The 13,650-nt window shown below is 61.9% G+C and carries 15 protein-coding genes and 1 tRNA gene; 10 read left to right on the forward strand and 6 right to left on the reverse strand.

The genetic code is table 11. The features are described 5' to 3' along the window. Together VFB05_RS09030 and VFB05_RS09035 are read left to right on the forward strand one after the other, a co-directional pair. The coding region (locus VFB05_RS09030) for a pseudouridine synthase (RefSeq protein WP_325011223.1) at window positions 1–373 on the forward strand (373 nt) is incomplete at its 5' end. Window positions 374–441: 68 nt separating this feature from the next. Next, complete coding sequence (locus tag VFB05_RS09035) at window positions 442–888, forward strand: hypothetical protein (RefSeq protein ID WP_325011225.1); 447 nt, start codon at window positions 442–444, stop codon at window positions 886–888. A gap of 6 nt (window positions 889–894) precedes the next feature. On the opposite strand, the gene VFB05_RS09040 is transcribed toward VFB05_RS09035, so the two are convergent. From VFB05_RS09040 to VFB05_RS09050, 3 genes are read right to left on the reverse strand one after another with little or no spacing between them, the layout of a single operon-like run. Beyond that, complete coding sequence (locus VFB05_RS09040; protein WP_325011226.1) at window positions 895–1,950, reverse strand: 2-oxoacid:ferredoxin oxidoreductase subunit beta; 1,056 nt, start codon at window positions 1,948–1,950, stop codon at window positions 895–897. Next, window positions 1,947–3,782: a 2-oxoacid:acceptor oxidoreductase subunit alpha gene (locus VFB05_RS09045; protein WP_325011229.1), complete on the reverse strand. Its 1,836-nt coding sequence runs from the start codon at window positions 3,780–3,782 to the stop codon at window positions 1,947–1,949. The genes VFB05_RS09040 and VFB05_RS09045 overlap by 4 nt, the downstream gene beginning before the upstream one ends. Then, window positions 3,764–5,554: an FAD-dependent oxidoreductase gene (locus VFB05_RS09050; protein WP_325011231.1), complete on the reverse strand. Its 1,791-nt coding sequence runs from the start codon at window positions 5,552–5,554 to the stop codon at window positions 3,764–3,766. Before VFB05_RS09050 ends, VFB05_RS09045 begins: the two co-directional genes overlap by 19 nt. A 315-nt stretch (window positions 5,555–5,869) precedes the next feature. On the opposite strand from VFB05_RS09050, the gene VFB05_RS09055 reads away from it, so the two are divergent. Both VFB05_RS09055 and VFB05_RS09060 read left to right on the forward strand, forming a co-directional pair. Then, the gene (locus VFB05_RS09055; RefSeq protein ID WP_325011322.1) at window positions 5,870–6,580 is read left to right on the forward strand and encodes an ATP12 family chaperone protein; all 711 of its coding nucleotides are present in this window, start codon (window positions 5,870–5,872) and stop codon (window positions 6,578–6,580) included. 28 nt (window positions 6,581–6,608) lie between these two features. Next, window positions 6,609–7,565 carry a hypothetical protein gene (locus tag VFB05_RS09060; RefSeq protein WP_325011233.1) on the forward strand — a complete coding sequence of 319 codons (957 nt, stop codon included), beginning with the start codon at window positions 6,609–6,611 and terminating at the stop codon, window positions 7,563–7,565. 29 nt (window positions 7,566–7,594) lie between these two features. Here the strand turns inward: VFB05_RS09060 and VFB05_RS09065 are convergent, their stop codons facing one another. Both VFB05_RS09065 and VFB05_RS09070 read right to left on the reverse strand, forming a co-directional pair. Then, window positions 7,595–7,864 carry a hypothetical protein gene (locus VFB05_RS09065; protein ID WP_325011235.1) on the reverse strand — a complete coding sequence of 90 codons (270 nt, stop codon included), beginning with the start codon at window positions 7,862–7,864 and terminating at the stop codon, window positions 7,595–7,597. A gap of 201 nt (window positions 7,865–8,065) precedes the next feature. Beyond that, window positions 8,066–8,728: a peroxiredoxin gene (locus tag VFB05_RS09070; RefSeq protein ID WP_325011237.1), complete on the reverse strand. Its 663-nt coding sequence runs from the start codon at window positions 8,726–8,728 to the stop codon at window positions 8,066–8,068. 312 nt (window positions 8,729–9,040) lie between these two features. On the opposite strand from VFB05_RS09070, the gene VFB05_RS09075 reads away from it, so the two are divergent. The 4 genes from VFB05_RS09075 (at window position 9,041) to VFB05_RS09090 (ending at window position 12,355) form a co-directional block, all read left to right on the forward strand. Beyond that, window positions 9,041–10,582 carry an acid phosphatase gene (locus VFB05_RS09075; RefSeq protein ID WP_325011239.1) on the forward strand — a complete coding sequence of 514 codons (1,542 nt, stop codon included), beginning with the start codon at window positions 9,041–9,043 and terminating at the stop codon, window positions 10,580–10,582. Window positions 10,583–10,668: 86 nt separating this feature from the next. Then, window positions 10,669–11,520, forward strand: a complete 852-nt coding sequence (locus VFB05_RS09080; protein ID WP_325011241.1) for an SDR family oxidoreductase — start codon at window positions 10,669–10,671, stop codon at window positions 11,518–11,520. A 71-nt stretch (window positions 11,521–11,591) separates the two neighbouring features. Further along, the gene (locus VFB05_RS09085; protein ID WP_325011243.1) at window positions 11,592–12,056 is read left to right on the forward strand and encodes a gamma-glutamylcyclotransferase family protein; all 465 of its coding nucleotides are present in this window, start codon (window positions 11,592–11,594) and stop codon (window positions 12,054–12,056) included. Then, window positions 12,053–12,355, forward strand: a complete 303-nt coding sequence (locus VFB05_RS09090; protein WP_325011245.1) for an acylphosphatase — start codon at window positions 12,053–12,055, stop codon at window positions 12,353–12,355. Before VFB05_RS09085 ends, VFB05_RS09090 begins: the two co-directional genes overlap by 4 nt. Here VFB05_RS09090 and lipB read toward each other — a convergent pair. Beyond that, window positions 12,352–13,086 (reverse strand): lipoyl(octanoyl) transferase LipB, encoded by a 735-nt coding sequence (gene lipB / locus VFB05_RS09095; protein ID WP_325011248.1) that lies wholly within the window; start codon window positions 13,084–13,086, stop codon window positions 12,352–12,354. The genes VFB05_RS09090 and lipB overlap by 4 nt on opposite strands. Before the next feature lie 64 nt (window positions 13,087–13,150). Between lipB and VFB05_RS09100 the strand changes: the two genes are divergently transcribed. After that, complete coding sequence (locus tag VFB05_RS09100) at window positions 13,151–13,393, forward strand: FliM/FliN family flagellar motor switch protein (protein WP_325011250.1); 243 nt, start codon at window positions 13,151–13,153, stop codon at window positions 13,391–13,393. 116 nt (window positions 13,394–13,509) lie between these two features. Beyond that, window positions 13,510–13,594: transfer RNA gene (locus VFB05_RS09105), tRNA-Leu, on the forward strand. Window positions 13,595–13,650 lie beyond the last annotated feature (56 nt).

The raw sequence follows: 13,650 nt of genomic DNA on the forward strand, positions 1-13,650 counted from the left end.
CCGTCACGGCGAGGAGGGTGCGAGCCACGCCGTCACCTATTACGCGGTCGTGGAAACGGCAGGCCCGCGTCTGGCTTGGCTGTCGCTAAAGCCGGTCACCGGTCGCACCCATCAGCTTCGCGCGCATATGGATCACATCGGCCATCCCATCGTCGGCGACCCGAAATATTTCGCGAAAGAAAACTGGGAATTGCCCGGTGGCATGCAGAGCCGCCTGCATCTGCTCGCCCGGCGGCTGGCGATTCCGCACCCCCGGGGCGGAACCATTGACGTAACCGCGCCGTTGCCTCCGCACATGGCGCAGTCGTGGAATCTGCTGGGTTTTGACATTAAACACTACGACCCGATCGAGCAGGCGCCCGAAGAGGAATAAACCGTTCACCTTTGCCTGTTAGGCAGCTAAGGCTGGCAAAGGCCGGTTGACGCTTTATTTGATTCAATATGCGCAAGATCGTTCGCCTAGGCATGTGCACCTTGGTCTGGCTCGTGGCGAGCCCGACTTTGCGCCTCCCCGACCGTGGCGCGGTCGAGGTCGGCGCGACGCCGGCCTCCGCGGAAACGGTGGAAAAAACCAAACCGGTGAAGCGGAAGAAACCGGTCCGCCACGGCTCGCCGCCGGTGCTGCAAAGCACGGCGCCCGGGCTTTATCCCATGCAGCCGATCACGCCGCCGAAAACTCCGGAAGTGACCGGCACGGTTACTGCGGCACCGCCGGTGCCGGGATATCCCAAAGTTCCGACTGTGCTGATCGTCCCTCAAGGCGCCACTGGCGGCGCAGGGGTTGAAACGTCACAGGATCGTGCCGCGCGCTGCATTCATCAAGGCGCGCTCGGCGGTTTGCCGCCGGATCAGAGAGGCGCCTACGTGCACGCCTGCGCCTTCCAATAGGCACGATCAGCGCAGGCTGGCGTTGATCTTGTCTAACGCCGCCGAGCCGGGGCAGAGTTCCTTTTCGCCGAGCACGTTGAGGGGCCGGCGAGCCGTGTTGAGATGCGCATGCAGGTCTTCGGGTTCCGTCTCGACGTAGAGCAGGCCGGTGACGATCTCGCCGGCAGCGCCGCGCTGCAGGAGGTAATTCATCGCCGCCCGCCGGTCGTGCAGGTCGTATTCTTTTGCAAGCTTGCGTAGCGCCAGCATCGAACCGTCATGCTGCGTCACCACTTCGACGGTGCCGGGCTCGTATTCGACCTTGATTTCCTCGCGGCCGGTGATGAAATCAAGCCGGTTCACCGCCTCGTTGTGTTCGCGCACGTAGTCGAAGCTCTTGGTCGAGCCGGCATGGTTGTTGAACGCGACGCAAGGCGAGATGCAGTCGATGAAGGCGGCACCCTTGTGCTCGATGGCCGCCTTGATCAGCGGCACGAGCTGGGTCTTGTCGCCGGAGAAACTCCGCGCCACGAAACTCGCGCCCAGCTGCAACGCCAAGGCCACGAGATCGATGGCGTTGTCGGAATTGGTCAGCCCGCGCTTGCTCTTGGAGCCGCGGTCCGCAGTGGCCGAGAATTGCCCTTTGGTCAGGCCGTATACGCCATTGTTCTCGACGATGTAGACCATGTTGACGCCGCGGCGGATGCAATGGGCGAATTGGCCAAGCCCGATGGAGGCGCTGTCGCCGTCGCCGGAGACGCCGAGATAGATCAAGTCGCGATTCGCGAGATTGGCGCCGGTCAGCACCGAGGGCATGCGGCCGTGCACCGAATTGAAGCCGTGCGAATTGCCGAGGAAATAGGTGGGCGTTTTCGACGAGCAGCCGATACCGGAAATCTTCGCGACCCGATGCGGTTCGATGGAAAGCTCGAAACAAGCCTCAACGATGGCGCCCGTAATCGAGTCGTGGCCGCAGCCGGCGCACAACGTCGAGATCGAACCTTCATAGTCGCGGTGGGTATAACCGAGCGCATTCTTCGGTAGCGCCGGATGATGGAACTTCGGTTTGGTCAAATAGGTCATGCACCCACCCTCCGCAGCGGCGTTACCTTCAACGCATCCATGCGCTCGTTGATCGCGCCGGCGATAAACCGCGCGGTGATAGGCGTGCCGTCATAGTGCAACACCGGGATCAGCCGCGCCGGGTCGATACCGCATTCGTTGACGATCAGCGAGCGCATCTGGGCGTCACGGTTCTGCTCCACGACGAAAACGAAATCGTGGTCGGCGATGAAATCGTCCACCGTGTGATGGAATGGGAAAGCCCGCACGCGCAGCCGATCGAGGTGCTGGCCCTGGGCGGTGAGCGTCGAAATGGCCTCATCCATCGCCGGGCTGGTGGAACCGAAATAGATCACGCCGTAACGCGTCGGCTTTTCGGCATTCGCGCGAAGCGGCCTTGGCACCAGGTCCTTGGCGGTTTCGAACTTGCGCAACAACCTTTGCATATTGTCGGCATAAGGCCCGCCTTCTTCGGTGTAGCGGGCGTAGCGGTCGCGAGAAGTGCCGCGGGTGAAGAACGAGCCTTTGGTCGGATGCGTGCCCGGATAAGTGCGATAGGGGATGCCGTCGCCGTCCACGTCGAGATAACGGCCAAAATCCTTGCCAGCTTCGAGTTCCTCGGCGGTCATCACCTTGCCGCGGTCGTAAGTGCGGCTGTCATCCCATTTCAACGGACGGCACAGCCGATGATTCATGCCGATGTCGAGGTCGAGCATGACGAAGATAGGTGTTTGCAGGCGGTCGGCGAGATCGAAGGCCTGCGCGCCGAATTCAAAGGCTTCCGCCGGATCTTCCGGAAGCAGCAGCACATGCTTAGTATCGCCATGCGAAGCGTACGCGCAATTGATCAGGTCGCATTGCTGCGTGCGCGTCGGCATGCCGGTGGAAGGGCCGGCGCGCTGCACATCGAAGATCACCGCAGGCACCTCGGCGAAATAGGCAAGGCCGAGAAATTCCTGCATCAGCGAGATGCCGGGGCCCGACGTCGAGGTGAAGGCCCGTGCCCCGTTCCAGGCGGCGCCGATCACCATGCCGATCGAAGCCAGCTCATCCTCGGCCTGTACGATAGCAAAGCGGTTCTCCTTGCTTTCCGGGTCGACGCGCAGGCGCTTGCAATGGCCGGTAAAGGCGTCCGCCAGCGAGGACGATGGCGTAATCGGATACCACGCGCAGACGGTGGCGCCGCCATAGACCGCGCCAAGCGCCGCGGCGGAATTGCCCTCGATGAAAATCCGGTCGCCGACGGCGTCGGCGCGGCGTAAGCGCAGACCGATAGGGCAGGAAAGGTTGGCCAGCGCGTAATCGCGGCCGAGATGCAGCGCATGGATATTGGGCTGGATCAGCTTTTCCTTGCCCTTGAATTGCTCGCCGATCAGCTTTTCCACCACCGACACGTCCATGTCGAGCAGCGCCGTCAGCACGCCGATATAGATAATATTCTTGAACAACTGCCGCTGGCGCGGATCGGTATATTGGCTGTTGCAAATGGCGGTGAGCGGCGCGCCAATAACCGTGATGTCTTCGCGGAATTTCGTGGCCGGCATCGCCTTGGTGGAGTCGTAGAACAGGTAGCCGCCCGGTTCGATGGAAGCGACATCCTTGTCCCAGGTCTGCGGATTCATCGCCACCATGAGATCGGTGCCGCCGCGAGCGCCAAGGTGCCCCGCCTCGCTGATTCGCACCTCATACCAGGTCGGTAGGCCCTGGATATTCGATGGAAAGATGTTGCGCGGCGCCACCGGAACGCCCATCCGCATCACCGCGCGGGCGAACATCTCGTTGGCGCTGGCCGAGCCGGAGCCGTTGACGTTGGCAAAGCGGACGACGAAATCGTTTACGCTCTCGAGCGGCATTGCTGACCTGCTTGGCTCATTTCGAGGAAGAATTTCTGCATGTCCCAGGCCCCGGTGGGACAGCGCTCGGCGCAGAGCCCGCAATGCAGGCAAACGTCCTCATCCTTCACCATGACGCGGCCGGTTTTGAGGCCGTTGGCGACATAGAGATCCTGGCTCAGGTTCTTCGCTGGCACTTTCAGGCGCTGCCGCAGGTCAGCCTCTTCGCCGTTTTCCGTGAAGGTGATGCAGTCCATCGGGCAGATGTCCACGCAGGCATCGCATTCGATGCACAGCGAGGATGTAAACACGGTCTGAACGTCGCAGTTGAGGCAGCGCCCCGCCTCGGCAAGGGCGAGGCTGGGATCGAAGCCAAGCTCGACCTCCGTCTTGATATCCGTCAGTGCGATCACCTTGTCGCGGTGGGGCACCTTGTAGCGCTTATCGAGCGCGATCTCGTTGTTATAGCTCCATTCGTGGATGCCCATCTTCTGGCTGACGACTTCGACTGCGGGCATGGGTCGATTGTCGATGTCCTCGCCGTGCAGCATCTTGTCGATCGACACCGCCGCCTCATGGCCATGCGCCACGGCCCAGATGATGTTCTTGGGGCCGAAGGCGCTGTCGCCGCCAAAGAAGACCTTCGGATTGGTTGAGCGCATGGTCTTGGGATCGACCTTGGGCATGCCCCATTTGTCGAATTCGATACCGATGTCGCGTTCGATCCAGGGAAACGCGTTCTCCTGGCCGACGGCCACCAACACGTCATCGCAAGGAAAGTGCTGATCCGGCTCGCCGGTCGGCACAAGCTCGCGCCGGCCCTTCTCATCGCGGATGGCCTTCACCTTTTCGAACAGCACGCCGGTGAGCTTGCCATTCTCATGCGTGAATTCCTTCGGCACGAGATAATTGTAGATCGGAATGTCCTCGTGCATGGCGTCTTCCTTTTCCCAGGGCGACGCCTTCATTTCCTCGAAACCGGAGCGCACGACCACTTTCACGTCGTCGCCGCCGAGCCGGCGCGATGAGCGGCAGCAATCCATCGCCGTGTTGCCGCCGCCGAGCACGATCACGCGCTTGCCAATCTTGGTGACGTGGCCGAAGGAGACGCTGGAAAGCCAGTCGATGCCGATATGGATATTCTTGGCCGCTTCCTTGCGGCCGGGAATATCGAGGTCGCGCCCGCGCGGCGCGCCGGAGCCGACGAAAATCGCGTCCCAGCCTTCCGCCAGCAACGCTTTCATACTGTCGATGCGCTGCCCGCCACGGAATTCGATGCCGAGGTTAAGGACGTAATCGCATTCCTCGTCGATCACCGAGTCCGGCAAGCGGAATTTCGGGATTTGTGTGCGCATCATCCCGCCGGCCTTGGGATCCTGATCGAAGACGACGCAGGTGTAGCCAAGAGGCGCAAGGTCGCGCGCCACCGTCAGCGACGCAGGACCGCCGCCGACGAGGGCGATGCGCTTTCCGTTTTTTGTCGGGGAAGGTTTGGGCAGGCGATTGCGGATATCGTCCTTGTAATCGGCTGCCACTCTTTTCAGGCGGCAGATCGCCACCGGCTCCTTCTCGACCCGCACGCGCCGGCAGGCCGGCTCGCAGGGCCGATCGCACGTGCGCCCAAGAATTCCGGGAAAGACGTTGGACTTCCAGTTGATCATATAGGCGTCGCCGTAGCGGCCTTGAGCAATCAAACGGATATATTCCGGCACCGGCGTGTGCGCCGGGCAGGCCCATTGGCAATCCACGACTTTGTGGAAGTAGTCCGGGGCGGCGATGTCAGTATCCTTCATTCACTCCTCGCGCGCCCCAAACGCCACTTGAGAGCGAGAACAGCGCATCCCGCCGATATTGAGATTTACGCGTCGAATCTGGCGCAATTTTACTGGACTAACCTCCCGAAAGCTACATAAAGCGGGGTTCTCTGCGCCGTTCTGCCGTTAACCGAAACGCATCGGGCGCATATTCCGCCTATGCCGCGTCTGCCAGCCGACGCTTGTTGCGGCGCAAAAAGACCTTAGAATTCAGCCGAAAGAGCCATGATCAATATTTTCGAAGATATTTTCGCTCAAACGCCTGTTGACGGGATCGAGGCGGCCCGCCGGGCAATGCGTCCCGTCCGGCGCCATCGCTTTTATCGGGCGGCCGAGGCCAAGCCCGCGGCGGAAGGTGTGCAGATTCTGCTCGATGGTAAACCGGTCCGAACGCCCGCGCGAAATCTGCTGCTCGTTCCCGGTTCAGCCTTGGCGGCGCTGATCACGGCCGAATGGAATGCGCAACAAGATGTGATCGACCCTGCCACCATGCCGCTGACCCGGCTGGCGAACGCCATCATCGACGGCGCCGTGTCCAACCCGCGCCCCGTGGCCGAAGGGGTGGCCCAGTATCTCCGCTCCGATCTCGTCTTTTACCGCGCCGAAGCCCCGCGCGGCCTAGTAGAGAGGCAGGAATGGCATTGGGATCCGGTTATTCGCTGGGCGCGCGAGGCGCTCGGCGCCCATTTCACTTTGGCGCGTGGCGTGATGTTCATCGAACAGTCGGCAGCGGCGCTGGCAATGGCATGCGCCGCGATTCCCGATCAGCCATGGCAACTCGGCGCCGTCTATTCCATCACCACCTTGACCGGATCGGCCTTGCTGGCGCTGATGCTAGCGCGCGGACAATTGTCGCTGGATGATGCTTGGGCGGCGGCGCATGTCGATGAGGATTGGAACATGCAGTCCTGGGGCCGCGACGACGAGGCCATGGCGCGCCGCACGGCGCGCTTTGCGGAGTTCGAGGCAGCCGCCAAGCTATTATCCACGCTGAAGACGCGATAACCTCCTGCCGTCATGGGGGGCGACGGCGATGAAGATCACGCTCGACATTTCAAAGCTTGTCGAGGATGGCAAGCTCACGCCGACCGAGGCGGATCGGCTTAAGGCCTTGGCCTCGCACGAAACGGGCTCGCTCGCCGTCAATATCCTGATCGGTTTTGGGGTCCTAGCTGTTGCGGCCGGCGCCGTGGCGCTCGTGCCGACACCGCTCACCGCGATCGGACTGGGTGTCTTGTTGTTCATCGTTGGCGGCACAGTCGCGCTCAATAGGGTCCAGCAATGGACGGTGCTTGGCCAGATATGTTCGGTCGTCGGCGCGCTTATGTTTTCGGGCGGCGTGGTTGCATACGGCGAGGGTTCACTGGCTTCAATGCTGATTGTGACCGCCGTACTCGCGCTTGCTGCACTGGCGGCGCGCTCGAGCCTGCTGACGGCGCTCGCCGTTCTTGCCGCATCGGCGTGTCTCGGCGCGCGTGCTGGCTATAGCCACGCCCTGTATTCACTCGCGATATTCGAGCCGACATTGACCGTCGTTCTGTTTTCGGCGCTCGCGCTGCTGACCTATCAAGCGTCGAAGAATTTTCCCGCGGATTTTGAACGTATCGCGCTGACAGCCGCGCGCACTTCAATCCTGCTCGTCAATTTTGGCTTTTGGATCGGCTCATTGTGGGGCGATCCCCTGGTGCTGCTACGCGGCATGGGCCGCGCCGACAGTCCGGCGTTGCTCGACGAAATTGTCGTTCCGGCATGGGTATTTAGCCTTGGCTGGGCCGTAGTGCTGCTCGCCGCCGCATTATTCGCGGTGAAAGCGAACCGCCGGTGGCTGGTGAACACGGCGGCCGCGTTTGGCGCCATCCATTTTTATACGCAATGGTTCGAGAGGCTCGGCGCAACGCCGCTGTCCGTCCTGCTCGGTGGTCTCCTGATGCTGGGCCTTGCCTTGGCGCTCTGGGCCTTCAACCGGCGTTCCGCGCCCGCTGCAGCGTGACGTAGAATAGACGGAATTCAGTCGGGGCTTTAGCCGCCCTGGCCGCGCGTCTGCCTCGGCGCAATGGGAGCTCGCGCGGCATTGTCCGCGGGCGCGGTGACCTGCGGTGCCGCCGGCGAATTATTCACATCGCGCGATGTGCCGTTCTGGCCGACGATGAAGAGCAGCACCACGACCAACATCACGGCGCCAGCGATCCAGGCCCAGGCTGAGCCGGCGCCGGAACCGCCACGCGGGCCGACACGGTGGCCGGAATTCATATCGGGCTCACGCCAGGGATCGGGATCTTGGTATGTCATAATCGCCTCCCGTGAAGTGACAACGAGTCAACCGCCGGTAAAGAGCCGGGTTCCCGGGACGGACGTTAGCTTAGGGCTTTTGATTACGATTCAGGGCGCAGCGGTCGGCGCGCAGATGATGGCAAAATCGCGCCGGCCAGGCGACAAACAAAAAAAGCGCGGTCCACCCGGCCCGCGCTTTTCTGCGACATCGTTTGTGGATCAGCCGCGCGGCTGCGGCACGATGCGAAGATAGGGCTTCGGCGCTTTCCAGCCTTGCGGATAGAGTTTCTTCGCCTCGTCGTCGGTCACCGCGCTGGTGAGGATCACGTCCTCGCCTTGCTTCCAGTTCGCCGGTGTTGCCACGCGGTGCTTGACGTTCATCTGCATCGAATCGAGCACGCGCAGAATCTCGTCGAAGTTGCGTCCGCAGGTCATCGGATAAACCAAGATGAGCTTGATTTTCTTGTCCGGTCCGACGATGAAGACGTTGCGCACCGTTTGATTGTCCGCCGGCGTGCGGCCTTCGGACGAGCCGGGGGTGGCCGCGGGCAGCATTCCGTACAGCTTGGAAATCTTCAGATCGGTATCGCCGATCATCGGATAGTTCGGGGCAAATCCGACCACATCCTTGATGTCCTGCGACCATTTCTTGTGATTGTCGACAGGGTCGACAGAAAGCCCGATGATCTTGGCATTGCGCTTGTCGAACTCCGGCTTGAGCTTCGCCATGGTGCCGAGTTCGGTTGTGCATACCGGCGTGAAATCCTTCGGATGCGAAAACAAAATGCCCCAGGAATTGCCTAGCCATTCATGAAAACGGATTTTCCCTTCGGTGGTCTCGGCCTCGAAATCCGGGGCGGTGTCGCCGATCGCTAACGCCATGACAAACCTCCAATTTTTGGCACGAACAGTGCGTCCCGGGGGCTAATATAGCCTTCCACATCAAGCGGGAACAGGGCCAATAAGGCGGCGTGCGTGATACTTGAGTTCTGTCTATCATCAGGAGAAGAAGGTTCGACGGCCGGTCACTGGAAGGAAAGGATATTCCAGCCTTCGATGCTCGCTTAGCCGACGGCGACTGGCACCCGCGTTGGCTTCATGGGCTTCATGCAACTGCCACAGAACTGCGCAATGGTCACCTGCGCCGTTCGTTTGCCGCTGGCATTGCGGATTGGCGCTTGGGTGAGGGCGATCATGAAATTCCAAATCTCTATGAAATGGTTCGGGGTCTCTGCGGCGGCGGTTGTTCTGACGCCTGGACTCGTCTGCGCGCAGGCGACGCGCAGTGGCATCGGCAACATCGATACCGTGGTGGTGATCTACGCCGAGAACCGCAGCTTCGATAATCTGTATGGCACCTTTCCCGGTGCCAATGGATTGCAGAATGTAACCGCGGCCAATTCCGCGCAGCGCGACCGCGACGGGTCCGTGCTTCAGGAATTGCCGCCGGTCTGGGGCGGGCTGACGGCCAAAGGTGTCACCCCGGCGGTGACCCAGGACCAGACCGAGCATCTGCCGAATAGGCCCTTCGCCATCGACGATCCCAAGGGCTTGAACACGCCGCTCGGCGTGACGACCCGCGATCTCTGGCACCTTTTTTATCAGAACCAGATGCAGATCGATGGCGGTAAAAACGATCGCTTCGTCGCCTATGCCGACTCTGGCGGGCTGGTTATGGGGCATTACGACGGGTCGAAGCTGCCGATGTGGAATGTTGCGAGGAAATACACGCTCGCCGACAACTTCTTCATGGGCGCCTTCGGGGGCTCCTTTCTCAACCATTTCTGGCTCGTCTGCGCGTGCACGCCGGTTTATCCAAACGCAGACAAGAGCCCGGCCAAGGATCTGATCGCGGTCGTCGAGCCCGACAACGTGACGCTCAAGCTTGCGCCGGATTCGCCCAAGTCCGCGATGCAGGGCGTTCCGAAATTCGCCAACAAGAACAGCAACATCACACCAGACTTTTTCGCCGTGAATACGATGCAGCCGCCGTATCAGCCGAGCGCCAACAAGCCGGCGAAGGAGGGCGATCCGCGCTTAGCCGATCCGAATGCGCCCAACACATTGCCGCCGCAGCACGACAAAACCATCGGCGATCTCTTGAGCGAGAAGGGAATTTCATGGGCATGGTATTCCGGCGCCTGGCAAAGGGCGCTTGATGGCGATCGCAGCAAGCCAGTTCCAAATTTCCAATTCCACCATCAACCGTTCAACTATTTCGCCAATTATGCCCCCGGCACCGCGGCGCGCGCGCAGCATCTCAAAGACGGTGGCATGAACGGCGTCGAATTCATCAAGGCCATCGACGCCGGCCAGCTGCCGCAGGTCACCTTCTACAAGCCGCAGGGCAACCTGAACGAACATGCCGGCTATGCTGATGTTGCCGCCGGCGACGAACACATTGCCGATGTCGTTTCTCACCTGGAAAAAAGCCCGCAATGGCCGCGCATGCTGGTCGTCATTGCCTATGACGAGAACGGCGGTTTCTGGGATCACGTCGCGCCGCCCAAGGCAGACCGCTGGGGGCCCGGGAGCCGCGTTCCCGCGATCGTGGTTTCGCCATTCGCCAAGAAAGGCTTTGTGGATCACAGCCAGTACGACACGACGTCAATCCTGCGCTTCATTACCAAGCGTTACGGTCTTCCGGTGCTGCCGGGGCTGTCGGCGCGCGACGCGGCGCTTTCGGCGAACGGGCAACCGCCGATGGGTGACCTCACCGCGGCGCTGACGTTCTGAGTCCGGTCCGGCTCACCTCCGCGGCGCGTTGAGGAACCAGGAACCTGGCCAAGCGTTCGCTCCCTATCAATCCACGGGAGCGTTCCATGCCCGCCCGCATCATGCCTGCGCAGAAGCAGGAGCATCAGCCGGGCCGCGAAAGCGAGATGCAGCCGCAGCCCGATTATGAGCCTAAATATCCCGGCGTGGGGAGGCTAAAGGACAAAGTGGCGATTATCACCGGTGGCGACAGCGGCATCGGCCGCGCGGTTGCCGTCGCCATGGCGCGGGAAGGAGCCAAGATCGCCATCGTCTATCTGGAAGAACATCACGACGCCGATGAAACGCTGCGCTCGGTGGAAAAAGAAAAATCACGCGGCATTAAATTCGCAGGCGACGTGGGCGATGAAGCCTTTTGCCGGGAAGCGGTGAACAAAGTTGTGAAAGAATTCGGTCGCGTGGACATCCTCGTCAACGACGCCGGCGAGCAGCATGAAGTTCATGATCTGTCGGAATTGTCGGCGGAGCAGATCGAGCGCACCTTCCGTACCAACGTCTTCAGTTTCTTCTTCATGACGAAGGCGGCTGTGCCGCACATGAGGCAAGGATCGAGCATTATCAACACCACGTCGATCACAGCCTACCAGGGTCATCAGACTCTGCTCGATTATTCGGCGACCAAGGGGGCCATATCGACGATGACCTATTCGTTGGCGAAGGTTCTCGTCCGCAAAGGCATTCGGGTCAACGCCGTCGCGCCCGGGCCGATCTGGACTCCGCTGATCCCGGCATCCTTCGACCCGGAGCACGTCGCCGAGCACGGCGCGGCGACGCCGATGAAGCGGCCAGGCCAGCCGAACGAAGTCGCGCCTTGCTACGTCTTCCTCGCGAGCGAAGACGCCTCTTACATGACCGGGCAGGTGCTGCATGTGAATGGCGGCACGATCGTTCACGCCTGACAATGCCCGGGGTGACCTGTCGACAGTTTCCGTCACTTGCCCCATGCTTATGGTGCAGCGGGGGCGCGCGCATGGGCTTGTATTTCGCGTATGGCAGCAACATGAGCCGGAAATTCATGCGGCGATTGTGTCCGGCCGCGCGGGCGCTCGGCCCGGCGTCACTAAGCGGTTGGCGCTTCGCCATCGTGGCGAGCGGCTTCGCGTCGATAAAACCGGCGCCGGGCGGCGCAGTGCATGGCGTGCTGTGGCGGCTGTCGCCGCGCGACCGTGCGGTGCTCGACACTTATGAAGACGTCGAGAGCGGGCTTTATCGCCGCCGCGTCGTGCCGGTGCGCCATCGCGGGCGGCTGGTGCCGGCCATGGTGTATGTGGGCCGCGGCCAAAGCGGGGGCCGCGCCACGTCGGAATATTGCCGCCTGGTGATCGAGGCGGCCCGCGACTGGGAACTGCCGATTCCCTATCAACGCGAACTTGGGCGCCGCATGAGCCCGCGTCGATTGTCGAAGCAGCATTCCGCGTCACAGCCCAAACTATGACCGTCTCCGCCGTTCGCCACGTCATTATTCACGGCCGGGTGCAGGGCGTGGGCTACCGCGCTTGGGTCGAGCATATGGCGCAACGGCGCCGTTTGCGCGGCTGGGTGCGCAACCGCCACGACGGCACCGTGGAAGCGGTTTTCACCGGTCCGGCCGCCGCGGTCACGGCGATGATCGAGGCCTGCCGGCGCGGCCCGCCGGGAGCCCGGGTGGAATCGGTCGACGTGAGGGAAACGGCTGACAGCGAGCTTTCGACCATACGGACGGGCGAAGAATTCTCGGTCTTGCCGACGGTCTAGGTGACCGCCTCATCGGCGACGACGTCTGCCGTCGCGCTGGGCCCGAATAGCGGTTCGAATTGCTGCCGTAACGCCAGGTCGATGTCCTCCATGGTCACCGGAAAACCGAGATCGGTGAGGCTGGTCACGCCGTAGCGCGGATCGGCAACGCCGCAAGGACGGATGCCGGAAAAGTGGCTGAGGTCGCAATCCACATTAAGGGCAATGCCGTGGTAGCTCACCCAGCGGCGCAGCCGGATTCCGATGGCGGCGATTTTGTCTTCGCGTCCGAGCGCTTTCTCCGGACGCGGAATCCAGACGCCGACGCGATCCTCCCGCCGTTCACCGCGAATATTGAAAGAAGCAAGGGTGCGGATCAGCCAGTCTTCCAGCGTCGACACGTAGCGTCGCACGTCAGGGCGCCGGCAATTGAGGTCGAGCATGAGGTAGGCCACGCGTTGGCCGGGCCCGTGATAGGTGAACTGGCCGCCTCGGCCCGTCGCGTAGACGGGGAAACGGGGGTCCAGCAATTCCTCGGGCTTGGCGCTCGTCCCAGCCGTATAAAGCGGCGGGTGCTCGACGAGCCAAACCAATTCCGCTGCCTTGCCGGCGAGGATGGCCTCGACCCGCGCCTCCATGGCCGCCACGGCCTGTTCATAGGGAATCAGGCCGCTGCTCACGCGCCATTCCACCGGCGCGCCAGGACGCTCGCGTTTCAGGCCAAAAACTGCATCATTGCGGGCGTTAATCATCCGCTAACCATAGCATGATGACCTGCGGACATCCTCTCCGGCGGTCCAGGGGCATCGGTATTTAATGAGCACTCTCGACAAGGTTTCGGTCGATATTGCGGTCGTGCTAGGCACCACTGCGATGCCCATCCATCAGGTGCTGCGACTGGGCCGCGGCGCCATCATCGAGCTCGACGCCGCCGAGGACGACGAGGTGAGCATCCTCGCCAATAATTTTCCAGTGGCGAAGGGCACCGTCGTCGTCAATGGCAATCGGATCGCGGTCGAGGTGAAGGAACTGCTGCCGCGCCTGCCGGATGCCCGCTAGCACCGTCGGAATCGCCGCAGAGACCCGTCCGCGCGCGCCCTTGTCCCCCCGGAGGTGATTTGTTACATCGTCACCTCGCGCCAACGCGCTCTCCGGGGCAGCGTTCATCCCAGCATGCGGTCATGGCGGAATTGGTAGACGCGCTAGCTTGAGGTGCTAGTGGGGCAACCCGTGGAGGTTCGAGTCCTCTTGACCGCACCAGCTTTGAACTCTCGTCGGGGCCGGCCAGCGCCATTCGTTATCCTGCGCTTCTTGAC

Source organism: Bradyrhizobium sp., assembly GCF_035652035.1.
GTDB lineage: Bacteria > Pseudomonadota > Alphaproteobacteria > Rhizobiales > Xanthobacteraceae > Bradyrhizobium.

Excerpts from the sequence above, each read along its gene's own strand:
- VFB05_RS09090 (WP_325011245.1), top strand. The coding sequence starts at position 12,053 with ATGACCGTCTCCGCCGTTCGCCACGTCATTATTCACGGCCGGGTGCAG.
- VFB05_RS09070 (WP_325011237.1), bottom strand. The coding sequence starts at position 8,728 with ATGGCGTTAGCGATCGGCGACACCGCCCCGGATTTCGAGGCCGAGACC.
- VFB05_RS09055 (WP_325011322.1), top strand. The coding sequence starts at position 5,870 with ATGCGTCCCGTCCGGCGCCATCGCTTTTATCGGGCGGCCGAGGCCAAG.
- VFB05_RS09040 (WP_325011226.1), bottom strand. The coding sequence starts at position 1,950 with ATGACCTATTTGACCAAACCGAAGTTCCATCATCCGGCGCTACCGAAG.
- VFB05_RS09060 (WP_325011233.1), top strand. The coding sequence starts at position 6,609 with ATGAAGATCACGCTCGACATTTCAAAGCTTGTCGAGGATGGCAAGCTC.
- VFB05_RS09065 (WP_325011235.1), bottom strand. The coding sequence starts at position 7,864 with ATGACATACCAAGATCCCGATCCCTGGCGTGAGCCCGATATGAATTCC.
- lipB (WP_325011248.1), bottom strand. The coding sequence starts at position 13,086 with ATGATTAACGCCCGCAATGATGCAGTTTTTGGCCTGAAACGCGAGCGT.
- VFB05_RS09075 (WP_325011239.1), top strand. The coding sequence starts at position 9,041 with ATGAAATTCCAAATCTCTATGAAATGGTTCGGGGTCTCTGCGGCGGCG.
- VFB05_RS09050 (WP_325011231.1), bottom strand. The coding sequence starts at position 5,554 with ATGAAGGATACTGACATCGCCGCCCCGGACTACTTCCACAAAGTCGTG.
- VFB05_RS09080 (WP_325011241.1), top strand. The coding sequence starts at position 10,669 with ATGCCCGCCCGCATCATGCCTGCGCAGAAGCAGGAGCATCAGCCGGGC.
- VFB05_RS09085 (WP_325011243.1), top strand. The coding sequence starts at position 11,592 with ATGGGCTTGTATTTCGCGTATGGCAGCAACATGAGCCGGAAATTCATG.
- VFB05_RS09035 (WP_325011225.1), top strand. The coding sequence starts at position 442 with ATGCGCAAGATCGTTCGCCTAGGCATGTGCACCTTGGTCTGGCTCGTG.
- VFB05_RS09100 (WP_325011250.1), top strand. The coding sequence starts at position 13,151 with ATGAGCACTCTCGACAAGGTTTCGGTCGATATTGCGGTCGTGCTAGGC.
- VFB05_RS09045 (WP_325011229.1), bottom strand. The coding sequence starts at position 3,782 with ATGCCGCTCGAGAGCGTAAACGATTTCGTCGTCCGCTTTGCCAACGTC.